The 17,396-nt window shown below is 61.9% G+C and carries 10 protein-coding genes; 7 read left to right on the top strand and 3 right to left on the bottom strand.

The annotated features are described in order from the left end of the window. Positions 1 to 141 precede the first annotated feature (141 nt). From OH491_RS14585 to OH491_RS14555, 7 genes are all read left to right on the top strand, one after another. The gene (locus OH491_RS14585) at positions 142 to 2,244 is read left to right on the top strand and encodes an alpha-ketoacid dehydrogenase subunit alpha/beta (protein WP_068773077.1); all 2,103 of its coding nucleotides are present in this window, start codon (positions 142 to 144) and stop codon (positions 2,242 to 2,244) included. Positions 2,245 to 2,349: 105 nt separating this feature from the next. Further along, positions 2,350 to 2,871 carry a KdsC family phosphatase gene (locus tag OH491_RS14580; RefSeq protein WP_334319743.1) on the top strand — a complete coding sequence of 174 codons (522 nt, stop codon included), beginning with the start codon at positions 2,350 to 2,352 and terminating at the stop codon, positions 2,869 to 2,871. Between the two features lie 10 nt (positions 2,872 to 2,881). Next, a complete protein-coding gene (locus tag OH491_RS14575; protein WP_145929129.1) occupies positions 2,882 to 3,442 on the top strand; it encodes a hypothetical protein in 561 nt (186 codons plus the stop codon). Next, positions 3,439 to 4,194 (top strand): LptA/OstA family protein, encoded by a 756-nt coding sequence (locus OH491_RS14570; protein WP_068773074.1) that lies wholly within the window; start codon positions 3,439 to 3,441, stop codon positions 4,192 to 4,194. The genes OH491_RS14575 and OH491_RS14570 overlap by 4 nt, the downstream gene beginning before the upstream one ends. A 185-nt stretch (positions 4,195 to 4,379) precedes the next feature. Next, on the top strand, positions 4,380 to 5,171 hold the full coding sequence (lptB, locus tag OH491_RS14565; protein ID WP_068773073.1) for an LPS export ABC transporter ATP-binding protein: 792 nt from the start codon (positions 4,380 to 4,382) through the stop codon (positions 5,169 to 5,171). 178 nt (positions 5,172 to 5,349) lie between these two features. After that, entirely contained in the window at positions 5,350 to 6,402 is a 1,053-nt protein-coding gene (gene hprK, locus OH491_RS14560; protein WP_068773072.1) for an HPr(Ser) kinase/phosphatase, read from the top strand. Positions 6,403 to 6,603: 201 nt separating this feature from the next. After that, positions 6,604 to 9,285, top strand: a complete 2,682-nt coding sequence (locus OH491_RS14555) for a DEAD/DEAH box helicase (RefSeq protein ID WP_068773071.1) — start codon at positions 6,604 to 6,606, stop codon at positions 9,283 to 9,285. A 255-nt stretch (positions 9,286 to 9,540) separates the two neighbouring features. Here the strand turns inward: OH491_RS14555 and OH491_RS14550 are convergent, their stop codons facing one another. The 3 genes from OH491_RS14550 to OH491_RS14540 form a co-directional block, all read right to left on the bottom strand. Beyond that, positions 9,541 to 13,116: a TonB-dependent receptor plug domain-containing protein gene (locus OH491_RS14550; RefSeq protein ID WP_334319742.1), complete on the bottom strand. Its 3,576-nt coding sequence runs from the start codon at positions 13,114 to 13,116 to the stop codon at positions 9,541 to 9,543. Positions 13,117 to 13,763: 647 nt separating this feature from the next. After that, a complete protein-coding gene (locus OH491_RS14545) occupies positions 13,764 to 15,968 on the bottom strand; it encodes a TonB-dependent siderophore receptor (protein ID WP_068773069.1) in 2,205 nt (734 codons plus the stop codon). A gap of 247 nt (positions 15,969 to 16,215) precedes the next feature. Beyond that, positions 16,216 to 17,295 (bottom strand): uroporphyrinogen decarboxylase family protein, encoded by a 1,080-nt coding sequence (locus OH491_RS14540; RefSeq protein ID WP_145929128.1) that lies wholly within the window; start codon positions 17,293 to 17,295, stop codon positions 16,216 to 16,218. Positions 17,296 to 17,396: the final 101 nt, after the last annotated feature.

Raw genomic sequence — 17,396 nt, 5'->3', positions numbered from 1 at the left:
ACGCGCGAAGAGGAAAACGGACGCACGGACGGGTGGCCGGGCCTGCCTGCCCCCTCTCCGGCCTGCTCCCGCATCCCGTGTGCGCGCGGCTTTTCAGTCTTTCCCTTCCGCGCCTCCGCCCTCAGGGTCATTCCCCAAAACATGGCCTTTCCCACCACTCCCGCGATTCTCCAGCAGCGCGACCTGAGCGTCGCCGAACTCGCCGCCCGGCCCGCCGAGGCGCTCCTGCGTATCTACACCTGGATGCAATATTCCCGCCTCACCGACAACCGCATCCTCGATCTCTTCCGCCAAGGCCTCATCAAGGGAACCGTCACCGGCGGCCAGGGCCATGAAGGGCTCATCGTTCCCCTCGCCCTCCTCGCCGACAAAAACATCGACGTCATATCCTTCACCCACCGCCACCTCGGCGGCCATCTCATTTGGAGCGGACAACTCTGCGACCATCTCAACCAATACTTCGCCAACTCCGCCAGCCCCACCCGCGCCCGCGAGGGCAACGTCCACTACGGCGACCCGGCCAACCGCGCGCTCCCCATGATCAGCCACCTCGGCGCCATGCTCTCCCATGTCGCCGGGCGCACCGACTCCCAGCGCCGCTCCGGCATCCCCGCCATCGGGCTCGGTCTCTTCGGCGAGGGCGCGTCCTCGACCGGCGACGTCCACGAAACCCTCAACCTGGCCGCCCTCCTCGATCTCCCCGTCCTTTTCATCATCGAAAACAATCGCTACGCCTACTCCACTCCCGCCGCCGAGCAATACCCCGCCAACATCCGCCTCAGCCAGCGCGCCGCCGCCTACGGCATCGAAAGCCTCAACATCGACACCCTCGGCGACCCCGCCGAAACCACCCGCCAGCTCGCCGCCGCCATCGCCAAGGTGCGCGCCACCTCGCGCCCCATGCTCATCGAGGCCGAGACCGTGCGGCTCCGTGGACACGCCGCCTACGACACCTGCGATTACATCACCCCCGGGGAAAACGCCGCCATCCAGGCCGCCGATCCGTTGCCGAAATTCCGCGCCCGGCTCGCCGCCGAAGGCCACACGGCGCGGCTCGCCGCCATCGACGCCGAACTGGCCGCCTACCTCGAAGCCTGCATCCAGCATTGCCTCAACGTCCCCCGTCCCGCCGCGCCCGCTCCCGGCAAGCTGGAGGCCGACCTCTACGCCCCGCCAGCGGCGCCGTTTCCCTGGCGCCCTGACATCGCCGCTGCTGATGGCGGCGGCACCGGCGCGGCAGCGCCCAATCCGCATTCCACCATCCGCAATCCGCATTCACTGACGATGGCCCAGGCCATCAACGCAGCCCTCCGCAAAATCCTCGCCGAGCGCCCCGAGTCGCTCCTCCTCGGCCAGGACATCGCCGCCTACGGCGGCGCGTTCAAGGTCACCGAGCACCTCTACCGCGACTTCGGACGCGCCCGCGTCATGAACGTCCCCCTCGCCGAGTCCGCCTGCACCGGCTACGCCATCGGCCTCGCCCTCGGCGCGCACCGGCCGGTCGAGGAGTTTCAATTCGCCGACTTCTCCACCGAAGCCGCCACCCAGATCGCCCTCAACGCCGCCACCTACCGCTTCCGCTCCGGCGCCGCGGTTCCCCTCGTCCTTCGCCTGCCCTGCGGCGGCGGCCTCACCTTCGGCTCCTTCCACTCGCAGGAACTCGAATCGCTCTTCCTCTCCATGCCCGGCCTCAAGGCCCTTTACCCGAGCACCCCGCAGGACGCGTTCAACGCCATCCTCGCGGCCTACGAGGACGACAACCCCGTCCTCGTCTTCGAGCACAAAGCCCTCTACCGCCGCGGCAAACACCCGGTCGCGTGGGACCCGGGCTACCGCGACATCTGGCAGCCCGCGCGCCTCCGCGCCGGCGACTACGCCACCCTCGTCACCTACGGCGAGATGACCCTCCACGCCGCCGAGGCCTGCGCGTATCTGGAAACCGAATACGAGCGCGCCATCGACCTCTTCGACCTCCGCTGCCTCGCCCCGCTCAAGCTCGACGCCATCCACGCCTCCCTGGCGCGCACGCACCGGCTGATTGTCCTGCACGAAGGCCGCCGCACCCACGGCTTCGGCGCCGAGCTTGTCAGCCGCCTCGCCGAGCAAAACTTCTTCGACTTCGAAGCCCCCCCGCTTCGCATCGCCTCGCTCGACATCCCGGTCCCCTTCGCCCCCGAGCTCGAACAGGCCTTCCGCCCGACGACGGAAAAAATCATCGCGCAAATCGTGGAGTGGATGGGCTGAGCGCGATCTTCCTGTTTGCTCCGAGCCCGGGTGCCTGACACTGAATGGATGGAATTCCTCACGATACTGTTGCGCCATACTCCCTATCGCCGCTTGCTCTCAATCGTGGCTCCCAAAACACCAATTCCACCCGCCGCCTGGTCACGCATCGCCCTCTTTGCGATGGATGTCGATGGCATCCTCACCGACGGCACCATCCATGTCTCCGCCGACGGCACCGAGACCAAGACCTTCAGCGTGCTCGACGGCCTCGGGCTCGTCCGCCTCGCCGCCGCCGGCGTGGTCACCGCCTGGATCTCCGGCCGCCACTCCGGCGCGACCACCGTGCGCGGCGCCGAACTCAAAATCCCGCACCTTGTCCAAGGCAAAAACGACAAACTCTCCGTCCTTTGCGAACTCGCCGCGCAGCACCGGCTCGACGCCTCGCAAATCGCCTACATGGGCGACGACGACATCGACGCCCCCGCCATCGCGTGGGCCGGCATCGGCGTCAGCGTCCCCACCGCGATGCCCTCTGCGCTCGCCGCCGCCGGCTATGTCACCGCCCGGCCCGCCGGTCTCGGCGCCGTCCGCGAAATATGTGATCTCATCCTCGCTTCGCGTCACGACACGGGGAATGGAAAATGAACAATGGAAAATGAATAATCTCCCGGACAACCCGCCCACCGCCGCCGTAGGGCCTGACCTCGCGTCAGGCCGCGATTGCCCCCGCGCCGCTGCCCGCCGCATCGCGCCCATCGCCTTTTCATTATTCATTATTCATTGTTCATTTTTCATTCCCTCCTCCCCTGCCGCGGACCCCGCCGCCAAACCCTCCATCTCCACCAGCGCTCCGGTGAAAAACTTCCGCCTCCCCGCCTTCAATGAGCAGGGCTACCGCACCAGCCTCCTCACCGGCAGCGAAGGCCGCTACATCGGCCCCGAGCAAATCGATGTCACCAACCTCGATCTCGCGATTTATCCCGGCGACGGCACCATGCGCGTCGAAACCCGGCTCACCGCGCCCACTGCCAGCTTCTTCCTAAAAAACACCGCCGCCCCGCGCGCCAGCGGCAAGGAAAGCGTGCGCCTCGTGCACGAAAACGAAATCGACGCCTCCGGCGAGGATTGGGCTTACGACCACGGCCAGAAAAAGCTTTGGATAAACAAAAACGTCCGCCTAGTCTTCCCGGCCCCATTGCAGGACATCTTGAAATGAATCCGTCCCTCTCTCCATCCGCGCGGCACCGTTCCTTCGTAGCGCAGGCATCCTGCCTGCCGTCAAAACAGAAGGCGCGAAGCGCCGCTGGCTTTATTCTTTTTCCAAGAGAATGCCGCGCTTCGCCCGATAAGACAACGACGGCAGGCAGGGATGCCTGCGCTACGATTCCACGCCTGGCCGCCGCCATCATCGCTCTCCTCCTTGCGCCTTTTCTTTCGCCCGCGCTCCCCGCGCAAACCCCGCCGCCCGCCGCCCCGCCTGCCGCGTCCGGGGAGGAAACCGTCATCACCAGCGACACCCTCGAGATGTGGACGACCTCCGAAGGCATCACCCACGCCATCCTCACCGGCAGCGTGAAGGCCGCCGCCACGAACATGCGCCTCACCTGCGACCGCCTCGAACTCACCGCCACCAACATCGGGGACAAGACCGCCACCATCGGCAACTTCGAGAAACTCCAGCGCCTCCTCGCCATCGGCAGCGTCAACATCGTCCAGGGCGAACGCGAGGCCACCTGCGGCCGCGCCGAACTGCTCCCGCGCGAGGACAAGGTCATCCTCACCGAAAATCCCGTCGTCATCGACCACGCCAACGGCTCCCGCGCCACCGGCGACCCCGTCATCCTCCGCCGGGGCGAACGCCGCGTCGAAGGCAAAAACGTCCGCATCACCTTTCCCCCGATCCGCGACCTCGGCTTCGACAAGGACCAGCCGCCGCCGGCGCCCGCGGCGCCGGCAAGTGACAAGTGACAAGTAATACCATTTGCGAATGAAAATCACACTATGGAAGCCGTTAATGGTAGGGCGAGGCGTCCCGCCGAGCCGTGTGAACCGCTCGCGGCTCGGCGGGACGCCTCGCCCTACCTGAAGGGTGATTTTGACTGTAAATGGTATAACAAGGAAACACCCGCAGCACCCGCCGGCACCGCAACCTCATGAGCGACACGCCTCCCATCACCGCCACGCCCGCACCCGCCGCCGCACTCGGCGACGCCATTCCGCCTTCCGCCGAGATCCGCACCGAATCCCTCGTCAAAACCTACGGCCGCCGCAACGTCGTCGATGGCGTTGACATCAACATCCACGCCGGCGAGGTCGTCGGCCTCCTCGGCCCCAACGGAGCCGGCAAGACCACCACCTTCTACATGATCGTCGGCCTCGTGCCCGCCACCGGCGGACGCGTCCTGCTCGACGGCCGCGACGCCACCCGCCTGCGCATGCACGAACGCGCCCGCCACGGCGTCGGCTACCTCCCGCAGGAAGCCTCCATCTTCCGCAAGCTCACCGTCGAGGACAACATCCTCGCCATCGTCGAGACCCTCGGCATCCCGCGCCGCGAACGCGCCGCCCGCGTCCGCCATCACCTTGAGGAACTCCACCTCACGCACGTCGCCAAGCAACGCGCCTACACGCTCTCCGGCGGCGAGCGCCGCCGTCTCGAAATCGCCCGCGCCCTCGTCACCCGCCCGAAATTCCTCCTCATGGACGAGCCCTTCGCCGGCGTCGATCCCATCTCCGTCGCCGACGTGCAAAAGATGATCCTCGCCCTCAAGCAGCGCGGCATCGGCATCCTCATCACCGACCACCAGGTCCGCGAGACCCTGCGCATCGTTGACCGCGCCTACATCATCCACAAAGGCAAGGTCCTCACCGCCGGCACCAGCGCCTATCTCATCAACGACCCGCAGGCCCGCGAATTCTACCTCGGCAAGGACTTCAACCTTTGACGTTTAAGCGCATTTTGAAAAATCCAGGGAAAAGAGTTTTAATCGCGGAAGCACGGAATTTCGGAAACACGGAATGCCATGATATAAAAAGAACTTCATGATTTTTCGCGCTTCAGCCCTTTCGCGTTTCCGCGATTAAAATGTATTTTTCAAACTATCTCTGAACTTTATACAAACCATGCCCAAGGCACTCCAAGGCATCACCGTCGCGCACTTTTTCGAAACCTACCGCGCCAAGCTCAAGCTCGAGCTCGTCACCGGCGCCGACGGGCTCCACCGCATCATCCGCGAAGGCAGCATCAACCGCCCCTCGCTCGCGCTCACCGGGTTCTTCAAATACTTCGCGCAACGCCGCATCCAGGTGCTCGGCGCCGCCGAGATGACGTTTCTCAAAACCCTCTCCGACGAACGCCAGCGCGAGATCATCACCGGCATGGCCGACCGCCAGATCCCCTGCCTGGTCCTCACCCGCAATTTCATCCCCACTCCCGCCATGCTCGCCGTGGCCAAGGAACGGCGCCTCGCGATTTTCCGCACCCCGAAAATCACGATGCACTTCATCAACCTCGCCACGCTCTACATCGACAACGAGTTCGCCCCCTCCGTCTCCGAGCACGCCACCACCCTCGACATCCGCGGCATCGGCGTGATGCTCCGCGGCGGCTCCGGCGTCGGCAAGAGCGAATGCGCCCTCGCCCTCATCGAGCGCGGCCATTCCCTCGTGGCCGACGACCTCACCGTCATCAAGCTCCTCGACGAGCGCGAACTCGTCGCCTCCTCCCGCGCGCTGAACCGCGGCTACATGGAATGCCGCGGCATCGGCATCATCAACGTCACCGAGATGTTCGGCATCCGCTGCATCCGCGTCGAGAAACGCATCGACATGGTCATCTCCATGTATGAATGGACGCCCGACGTCATCGAGGAGCGCACCGGCCTCGAGGAAAATTTCTACGAGATCCTCGGCATCAAGGTTCCGCATATCATTCTCTACGTGCGCCCCGGCCGCGACATGGCGCGCCTCGTCGAGGTCGCCGCGCTCACGCAGGCCCTGAAAAAGATCGGCCACGATCCCGCCAAGGAATTCAACGACCGCCTCATCGCCTTCATGAGCGAGCAGGCCGCCGAGCCCGAGCGCACCATCCGCCTGAGTTCATCGCGCCCGCCGCTCGACCCGAACGAATCCACCGACCTCGTGGACGACGAGGAGGAGGAATTCCGCGGCGAATGACGCGGGCATCGGACGCGGGCCGCGTTTCTGACTGGCGGAAAATCCGCGCCGCGCATCCGGCAGGATTCCTGCATCTGCCGCGGTATGCGCACGCACCGTTGCCCGAACGCCATCACGTTGGGCCGTAACCAACAAAAACACCCGCGGCAAAAAGAGTTTGAACCGCCCATTTCCGAGTCTACGGTCTTCTCTTTTCGTCGCATGCAACCGCACGGCCCAAAGCGCATCTACACCCCGCAGTCGCTTGAGTTCTGGTTTGAAAAACTGGAATCGGACTGGGCGCGATTTTTCAGCGCCGGCCAGCTCGACGAGGGACGCCGGATTTATCGCGACGGCGAAGTGCGCGAACTGGAGCTGACCGACAAGGACGCCATCATCCACCGCCGCATCCAGAAAAAGGACGAATACGCCGTCATCGAGTGGGAAAACGGCCGGCTCCACGTCCGCTCCTCCAGCACCGACCAAGACTTGGCCAAGGCGCTCGCCATCGCCGGCCTGCACGAAATCGAGGAGCTGGTTTGTGACGAGGTCTCCCCGCTTCCGCTCGAAATCACCGACTTGCCCGCCGCCGGACCCGCCGACGCCGCGCCGCCCGGCCCGGGCGTGTCCGGAAATGGCGCCGCCCCGGCCTCATCCGCCCCGGCCGGTGCGCCCGCCGCCAAACCCTCCTCCCTTGCGTCCGGCCCGGCGCGCCCGCTTCTGCTCGTTTTCACCATCCAGCCCGCCGGGCTCGCCTTCGAGGCCTTCTGGCAGAATCCCGACGGCATCCGCATCCCGGCGCTCGGGCAGGCCGCGTCCGACGCCGCGAAATCCCTGCCCGCCATCACATCGGCCGAACGCGCCCGCCTCATCGGCCTCGCCGCCTACTCGCGCAAGGCGCATTTTTCCTACGACCAGAAAACCGGCGTCTATCTGCTCGGCTCCATCGGCGCGCTCCCCGATTTTCTCCGGGCCATCCTCCCCGCTTGGAAACGCCTTTTCGCCATCGAAATCGCCGACGACGTCGCGCTCCTCCTCGACGGCCCGCGCACCTTGGAAATCGAGGCAGTCGCCTCCACGCGCCCGGCCGGAAAAGCCGCCCCCGGCGCGGGCGGCGCCCAGCCCGGCGGCGCGCTCGACCTGCGCTGGATTTTCAAGGCCGGCGAACGCCTCCTTTCCGACGAGGAGGCCGCGCTCGTCGCCCGGCGCGGCGCCCAGCCCACGCTGCTGCCCGGCATCGGCATCGTCACGCTCGCGCCCGAGCGCGCCGAGACCTTCGACCAGTGGCAGCGCAACCTCTCCGACATCGGCGGCCCCGGCAGCGCGTCACCTTCGCCCTACCTCGTCTTTTCGCTCTTCAACGACGCCCGCCTCAAGCTCGTCCTCTCGCCCGAACTCGAAGCCTGGCGCCAGCGCGTCCTCACGCCGCCCGCCCTTTCCCCCGCGCCGCCGCCCGCGGCCGGGCTCCCCGCGCTGCTCCGCCCCTACCAGCGCCGCGGCGTGGAATGGATGCGCCATCTGGCCGACAACGACTGCCACGGCCTGCTTGCCGACGAGATGGGCCTGGGCAAAACCCTCCAGGTCCTCTCGCTGCTCGCCTCCCGCCCCGTGCCGGACAAACCCTCGCTCATCGTCTGCCCCGCGAGCGTCGTTCCGGTCTGGCAGGAGGAAATCGCGCAGTTTTTCCCGCAGTTCACCGTCGAGGTGCTGAAAAACACGCACGACTTCGCGGTCCGTCCCCAAACCGGCCTCTGGTCCGGCGGCGTGCTCTGGCTCGCCAGCTACGCGCAACTCCGCCGCCATCGCGAACAGCTCGACGCCACCGAGTTCGCCTACGCCGTGCTCGACGAAGGCCAGTTCATCAAGAACCCCGACGCCAAGACCACCAAGACCTGCTTCGCCATCCGCGCCGCGCACCGCATCGTCCTCTCCGGCACGCCGCTTGAGAACCGCCAGCTCGACCTCTGGTCGATCTTCCGCTACCTGCTGCCCGGCCTGCTCGGCACCCGCGCCGCCTTCGAGGCCGCGCTCGCCGCCGACCGCGAAGGCACGCTCGCCCGCATCCGCGCGCAAATCGCCCCCTTCATCCTCCGCCGCACCAAGCGCGAGGTCGCCACCGAGCTTCCGCAGAAAGTCGAGATGGAGCTCCTCTGCCCGCTCACCGACGTGCAGCGCGCCGAATACGCCCGCATTTGCTCCGAGGGGCTCGAACGCCTCGGCGACGACATGAACACCGCGCTCCGCAAGCGCAGCTTCGGCTTCCTCGCCCTGCTCACCCGCCTGCGCCAGATTTGCTGCGACCCCGACATGGTCCCGTGGCTCGACACACCCGTTTCCGACTCGGGCAAAATCAAGCTCCTCGTCGAGAAACTCGCCGAGATCATCAGCGGCGGGCACAAGGTCGTCATCTTCTCCCAATTCGTCATGCTCCTCGAGCGCGTGCACGAGGCGCTCGCCGCTGCGTATCCCGACCTGCCGCGCTTCGAGATCACGGGCATGACCGCCGACCGCCTCAAGCCCGTGCAGGCCTTCCAAAGCGCCGCCGGCCCCGCGGCGTTTCTCGTCTCGCTCAAGGCCGGCGGGACCGGCATCACGCTGCACGCCGCCGACTACATTTTCCTGCTCGACCCCTGGTGGAACCCGGCGGTCGAGGAGCAGGCCATCGACCGCGTGCACCGCATCGGCCAGACGAGCACGGTGTTTGTCTACCGCATGGTCACGGCCGGCACGATCGAGGAGCGCATCCAGGCGTTGAAGGAGACGAAGCGCGACCTGTTCGAAAAACTCGTCGGCGGTCTCGGCGGCGACTTCGACCTCACCCAGCATTTCTCCTCCCTGCGCGACCTCCTCCAGCTCACGACCAACGAGGTCGTCGATCCCGAGGCCGAGTTCGCGACAATCTGAGGCCAATTTCCCGACTAAATTGGACCTTTCGAATAGAGGGACGGCCTCCGTGCCGTCCGTCACGGGCGAACGAGGACTCCAGAAGTCCCAACAACTAGGAAAACTGGTATAGTGTTTTCATTTAACAGTGGCGCGGCAGCGCCGGTAGGGCGAAGCCTCCGGCTGAGCCGAGGCTCGGCGGGGACGCCTCGCCCTGCCATTTGGGCCAATGGTGAAAGAAAATACTATAACTGGCCATAATCTCACCTGGCAGGATCAAAAATCAAACGTGGCGGTAAGAATAAACGTGCGTGGATCGACAATGCGATAGGCGTAGGGTTTTCCATCGTAGTTTACCGCGACCGGCTTCAGTTCGCCGTCCTGGAAGACGTCCGCCACATTGAGTTGCAATTTCATGCGCACCTTGTCGCTGAAGATCTTGCAGGTATAGGCAATCCAGATGTCCGTATACCAAACGGGATCGTCATAGACGGGGCGGCCGACATCCACCATGTCAAGAAGCTCCTTTTGCTTTGTCGGGTCATCCGGGTCGGGTATCGTGTTGGCTCCGCTGGCCTTGCCATAATAGCCAATAATGGTCTTGCTCGCATAGCGCTGGGCGCCGCCGATGGACCAGCCCTTCAACGCCCCGCGATCAAACGCGTAATTAGTCACCACGGTGGCACTATACTCGCGTTGTCCGGGGGCAATCTGGCCCTCAAGGGATTTCGACATGAGGGCGTATGGGACCATCACTGTATTATAGTAGCCTTCGCTGCTGGTCCAGCCGCTGGTATTGGTCGCAGTGATAGTGGTGCCGCCTTTTTCGCCGTTGGCATTGGTGTCATAATAGCCGTAGCTGTCCCAGAAACTCGTAAGCCTGATTCGGCTGCCGTCAGCGCCGATGACTTCCCCGCCGGCATATTTTTCCCTTACACCGGGAACCAGTAAATCCGCGGCATTGGCGCTGTCCCACTGGGGTTTGCGCACCGCAATCCACGCGTCATATTCCGGCATGACATTGCCATAGGTGGTCTTGTTTTTGGAGGCGGTCACTTTGATGGTCCAATTGAGCAGGGGATTGTAATTGACGGTCAACTCAACGCCCTTGGCCTTGGTCGAGCTGGTGCCGCGAATCACGCCGCCAAGATTTCTATAATAATCCCAATCGCCCAAGCCCCATTGCTGGACCACCCAGGCCTGCATCGCCTGCACATTAGCGGGAATCGCAGTGTCCGACACCTCGCAATAGGTGGCCGCCTTGGTTTTCCATTCGGAATCGGCCAGGGGGTCCACTCCGTTGTTGAGCATGTAAATGTTCGACAGCCAGCTCCGGTAGGCGGTGGAGTCTATATGCCACCAGAGGCGCTCCAGCGTCATGCTTGCGTTCTCCATGATCGCATTATTATTGGTGGCCTCATACCAGTTAAGGCGGGCGTAGAGCTTGCCCTTGAAAAGCGAAAACTGGACGCCATAGTCCTTGCCATCGCCCACAGGCTTGGGCAGCACATTGCCGGCCAGATCCACGGCGGTTGTTGACGGAGCGTCAAAGTTGTCGGATTTGTTATAGCTAAACCCGAGATTCTCGACAAGTTCCCAGAAGAGATTGTCGCCGGAGCGCTTGTGAATTGGCTCCCAGTGCAGGAAGGGTTTCACGACCGCTCCCATGGTGGAGGTGGTCCCGGCCAGCCTGTTCCAGTCATTCCAGCGTTTAAAGACTTCCCCGTATTGGTAATAGCCATCAACCCATTTTTCAGCGTTCGTCATTCCCGCGTTGCTGACGCCGCGGGTGCGGTTGATGTCGCGCCGGACACCCGCGGTGGCGATGATCCGGTCATCCCACAAATACCCGTTCCAAGCCCCGCTGTAGGAGGTGAGTTTGCGAGCCCACCGATCGGTCCCGATGGCGAAGGCATTCCAGATCATGGTCATCTCCTCATCCTTCCACTCCCCCGTGGTGTAGTCGTAACTCCTGATCGAATCGGTGATGATGTCGGCGTCAAACGTGCCCGAGGCTTTGTTCACGGTGTCTCCCGAGTCGGAGAGGTAGAAATAACGGCGGACAGTGGTGCTTTCCATGTTCCATCCCGCCACGTTTGGGTTGTTCATATAGCGGAGTTTTCCGTCCCTTGATCCATCGGCGTATTCCAGGCGCCGGCGAATGGTGGTGCGCACGTCGTCCACATAGGAGGCCAGGCCGAGGATTTGGTGGCGCCCGAGCCATTTGGTCCAGTTGTTGTTTTGGGTGAAGTCAGGCGTGAAGGCAATCATGGCGCGATACTGGTCAACCTCTTGGGAGTCTTCCATGCGGTCGGGCTCCAGGTCCACCGCATAGGCTTTCTCGAAGTAGGGATTTGGGGTGCCATCCGGATAATACTTGTTGGTGTCCACATAGAGGGTGGCGGTGGTCATTTGGGCCACCGTGTAGCTCTGCATCGAATCGAAATCCTGGCGGAACCAGCCGGCGCTGAAATGGAGCAGATTGGGAAGAATCTCCTGCTCCAATTCGATATTGTAATTGGTGTTCCGCTGCCTGCCGAAATTCATCTGGAAAATGTTCACATGCTTCCAGTCGTAAATGGACGAGTCCGTCACGGTATCGTATTTCATATTGAGGATGCCGCTGTAGGCGTTTTGCCTGGTCCAGAGGGTGGACTCCGAATTGGAGCGATCATACATCATCCCCCAGACAGGGTTGTCATACACGTAAGGCGTTCCGCTCGAATCGTCGTCAAAGCCGGTCCTGAACGCATACGTCTTGCCCTTGCTGTCAAAACCGGTCACCTGCCTGTCCACGCCTTTGTACCATTGTTGCAGGGCCCCGTCGGCGATTTGCATGGTCGCGCGGCCGTTTTGGAATGTTATGCCCGGCACGTAGAGGATGGAGTTCATGCTGGTCAAGGCGCCCGTGCCGAAGATGGAGACGCCATTATATTGGAGGTCGGTGATCTTGTTTGGATCGTCCTTGCTTCTCTTTAATGCTGTGAGATCGCTGTAGCCATTGGGCAGCATGGCGGCCGCGCGGTCTATGACCGCCTGCGCGTTGCGGGAGTCGATCGAGGGCGCAAGAATGCCCAGCACCTGCCCCGTCGCACCGCTGATGATCTCCTGGGTGAGCGCGTTGTAATACGGCTTGCCAGCCTTGCGCCACTCGCTCACGCCGTCGATGGGGGTGAGGTTGTTCGCACGGCGGTTGTCATTGTTATAACCCTCAATGCTGGCGCGAAGCGTGCTCTTTTTGAAGGGCTTGTAGGTGATGGTGCCATACTGGCGGCGCGAGATGTCATAAGAGGGTTTGCGTTCGAACTGCTTGTCGTCATACAGAAGCGCGCCGTAGATGGCGAGCTTGTCGTCGATCAGGCTCTTGTTGAAGGACAGGCTGGCGCGATTCGAACCGCGGTCATCCACCCGGACCTGCACCTGCGCGTTGTTTTTGTTTAGCTGGGCCTGGGCGGTGCTTTGATTGACGATGCCCGCCGGGCTGCCCATGCCGAAGAGCATGGAATTGGGGCCGCGGTTGATTTCAAAAGAAGCGGCGTTGTAGGAGTCGAACGGCACCTGGGAGATCGTCTGATAATAATTCAGCGCGAAGCTGGGCGAGCCGAGGCCGCGGACACGGTTGGCGGTGGCGTTGGTGGACGCCGTCATAGAGTTTCCAAATGAAGCACCGGCAATCGGGTCCGCTATGCCGTTGGAACTCATCGACGGCGCCTGGGGCGTGTAACTCGTGGAACCTTCCGTGCCGATTTCGTAGCGGAAGATATCATTCACATCCAGCGAAGCGGTATCCTCCATTTGCTGCTTGGTGACGACTGTGATCGCCGCACCCAAGTCCGAGATGTTTGTTCTCATGCGGCTGCCCGCGAGCGTGTTCTCGGCGAAATATCCCTTCTCCCTTGTGGAATCCACTTGGAAGGGGGACAACATGATCACCTCATCGTCAGAAGTCCCCGAAGATTTATAACTTGTTGATGAATCTATATCTGAATAGGAAGAGGCAGGTTCGTTGACGACAGTATCATTTCTGACGGCTTGGGCAAAAGCGGATGACGCTGCAACGACGGCGAAGAAAACACCGCTCGTCATCCGCGCGAGGATAGGATGCTCGTATCTGGAGTGCATGGGTATGGGGACTGGGTTATAGTTTTTATTACAAGTGTATAATAAAATCCGAATTCGTGTATTTATTGCCGATTTTTCGGATATATCCAGTTCGTCGAATTATTACAGTAAGACCAAGCCCCATAATTATAAAAGAAAGGCATCATGCCGCCACCCTTCGCTTTTAAACTGTCCGGCGATATGGATCTTCACTCCGCGGCCCCAGAGTGCGTTTGGTTTATTGTGTCGCAATAAAAATGGAGCAGGGAGGGTATCGCGTAGCATGGGGCCGGGTGAATACCGGCATCACGCTGCACACCGCCGACTACATTTTCCTGCTGGATCCCTGGTGGAGTCCGGCGGTCAGGGAACAGGTCGGCGCGCTCCGCGCGGCTCCGTCAGAACTCCGTGTTCAAACCGAGAATCCATACGCGCGGGTCGTCAACCTGCACGCGCACATTATAGGTCGCGAGATAATTGATGCGGTCGTCGATGTTCTTGACCTTCGCCGTCACCTGCCAGCTCATCCCGCCGACGTTGAATTTGTATCCGATGCCGGCGTCGAAACGTATGTATTCCGGCACATCCCAGATCGGCTCCGGCCGCGTGGTCGCCATTTGCGGGAGCGTGTAGGAGCGCCAGATGGCCCCGGCATTGAACGACAGCCCCTTGAGCACGCCACGCCTTATACTATAACGCCCGAACATCGACACGGCGTGCAACGGCGACCTGTAATGGCGCTCGCCGGTCTGCGTGTTGATGCTGTGCGTGTAGGCGTAGCCGCCAAAAACCGACCATTCGCCCGAAGGATTCCAGTTGAAATTCACTTCAAGGCCCTTGCTGTGCAGGCCGTCGATGGTCGTCTGATAATCATCGCGATTCGGATCCGGCGCCGGCACATTGCTCTGTCTGATATCAAAATAACAAAGGAGCACGTTGAACCTATCGCCATGGGAAAACTTGAGGCCGCCCTCGTATTGATCACCCGTCATCGAGTCGAGTTGCGAACCGTCGGGATTCACCGTGAAGTTCGGGACATAGGTCGTGTTGTTGTTCGCATAGACCGACCACTGCTTGTCCGCCGTCAGATGATAAACAAAACCGAGGCTGTGCGTGGTGGAGCCTTCGGAACCGGAACTGCGCGCGCCGGTTCTGTAGTTCGCCAACTCCCTTTCCGTCTCCACATAACGAAAACCCGCCTGGAAAAACAGCCGCTCGTCCAGGACCGAAGCGAGGTCGCTCACATATAACGACGGCGTCTTGGTGTCGGTGAAATCGTCCAATGTCACCGTCATGGGCGGGAGGTTCGTGATCGGCCCCGGCACATGGTCGAAGATGTCGGCAGGCTGATAACGATCGGGCAGAAAGTCCGGCCCGTTGTTGGCCGCAGTCTGAAGACGATGGCGCCTTGTCTTTTGCTTTTCCCATCCGAAGCCGCCGAGGAGCTGGTGCTTCAGCCCCCACGTGTTGAACTTGGCCACCATTTCCGTTCGCAAACGCCAGCCGTCGTCCCACTGGTCGTTTTCACGGTAGGCCCGGGGCACGTAAGCCGTCGTGTCCGTGATGACCAGTTGCGTCCCGTCAACCAGCGTCTCGTCGGTCAACTGGTCCTTCGACTCCATGTTGAACATGGCGCGAAAGATAAGGTTTCTGGAGAATTCGTGGCGAAGATCCGCGTAAACTATATTTCGGGTCACCTTGCGGTTGTCATCGCTTTCGCCGAGAAACCGCCGGATATCGACATCGCGCACCGTGCCGTCGTTGACGCGCAAGTGCAGCGGATCGCCATTGGCGATCGGAAACTCCCAGTTCCCGACCCGCTCCTCGCGCTGGTGGGTATATTCGACAATCAACAGCGTGTTGTCCGTTATTTCCCACGAAATGGTCGGCGCGACCACAAAGGCGCTCTTGGGATTGTTGCGCACGTCATCGCCGTCCGCCCACAGCATGTTGAGGCGGTATCCCAGCCTCCGCCCCGGCAGCGGGGCGCTGCTGTCCGCCTTGGCGGTGAGATACCCCTCGGAATCGACAAGGAAATCCAGGCGATTGTATTCGTGCGGCAGCGGCTTTTTCGATATGCGGTTGATGGTGCCGCCGAACGCGCCCGAGCCATACAGCACCGCGTTCGGGCCCTTCAGCACCTCGATTCGCCCCGTGTTGACCAGGGTCTGGGAACCGAGCGCCGTGGCCTGCGGAAACCCGTTGAAATAATTTCCCCCCGCCGCGGTGGCGGCCGTGCCGCCGAACCCGCGCATGGTGAAATTATCATTTTCATTATAAGCGTTGATCGACGGATCATAGAGCGCGACATCAGTGATGTCCTGGGCCATGATGTCCTCCAGAAACTCCGCGTTGAATACAACCACGTTCTGGGGGATGTCACTCAGGGGGACATTGAGCCGGGTGGCGCTCTCCGCATTGCGGGAGAGATAACCGACGTCGCCGCTGGTCGTGACATCAAAGACCGGGAGCTTGACAACTCCATCGGAGGCGACGGGAGCGGTGTCTGCCGGGACAGACTGGCTCACGGCAGCCGGCGCGGCGACAAACGCACACGCAAGCACGCCGAGCGCCCGCAGCGAAAGGAATGAGCGAGGATGCATGATGGTATTTTTGGGAGTTGGGTGTGAGGCCGAAGCTGGGGCGGCACCTCATCCTATCCCGAAATGACAGGCATCCCAAATCCAATCGCATGGTTTTCTGAAAGAACCATGCAGCCCATGCCAGACACCGGCCGTGCGCCCGCTGCAATGTAACCCAATGGGTTGCATTCCCGGCAAAAACCCGGCCGGATTTAGGTCAGGCAATCCGGCTGAGGCATTATTTAAAATTTTCCATCATGACCGATGTTCAGCGCGCGTTGAATTCCCGGGCCGCGTCATACAGCGCGATGATATTCTCAACCGGCACGTCGGGCTGCACGATGTGGGCGGGCGCGAGGATGAAACCACCTTCCCCCCTGAATAATTCGAGACGCGAGAAGACCTCGCGCCGCACGTCCTCCGGCGTGCCGTCGGGCAGCGTGCTTTGCGTGCAAACCGAACCGTGAAAACAAATCTCCGCGCCAAACTCCGCCTTGAGATCGGCGAGGTTCATGTCAACGGCCATGGGCTGGATGGGATCGAGGATGTCCACGCCGATTTCCATGAGATCGCGTATGAGCGGACGGATCGACCCGCAGGAGTGAAACATGAACTTCACGCCGTGGCTGTGCGCGAGATCGACGAGTTGCTTGAGCGGCTCGCGAAAGAACTGCCGGAAAAATTCCGGCTTGATGAGAAGCGCCTGCTGCGTGCCGAAGTCATCGGCGCAGCGCAGGATGTCTATTTTGCCGGCGCACGCGGAGAGCATGCGGTCGAAATAAGCCAGATAGAAGTCGGTGTATAGTTTGCTGACATGCCCGACGAGTTCGGGCGCCTCGTAGAGGTCGCAGAGGACATTATCGAGCCCGCGCACCAGCGTGGGATGCTGAAACACGCTCGCTCCCGACGCCATGACGGCGCGGCCGGCGAATGGGTCGAGCCGGCCCGGCATCGTGCTGAAATCGAACCATTCGACTTTGGGAAAGGTGAATGTCTCGCCATCGGCCAGGTCGGCGATGGTTTGAGCGTTCTTCCACACAAAGTCGGAGTGCTCGGTGATCTCGCCAAAGGCCGTCTGCATGCGTTTTCTTCTAAAACCGAGCCAGTCCTGAAACTCGCCGCCGCCGAGTTCGCGCACCTTCGGAAACGGCGCGACCCAGTCGGGATCGACGATGCCCCGGATGTCGATCATATCGTAGCCGAGACGATCCATCAGCGAGGGATAATCGTGGGCTCCGAGCCGGGCAAAGAGCGCCTTGTTGCAGGCGTCCATGCCATGGAAATCACATGGGATTCTGTCGGGGCGCTCGTGGTTGATGGCGGCAAGGATGCGTTCGCGCGAAGTCATGGCGGGGTTTGGATTGATATTTCCGAATATCGTCGGAATCGAATCCAAGGATAATGCCAAAGGGCGGCTTTGTTTTCAATTGATAGAAACGCCGATCTATT

The organism is Termitidicoccus mucosus (assembly GCF_038725785.1).
GTDB lineage: Bacteria > Verrucomicrobiota > Verrucomicrobiia > Opitutales > Opitutaceae > Termitidicoccus > Termitidicoccus mucosus.
The sequence above is the reverse complement of the archived record's forward strand: the minus strand, read 5'-3'. Positions and strand labels throughout refer to the sequence as shown.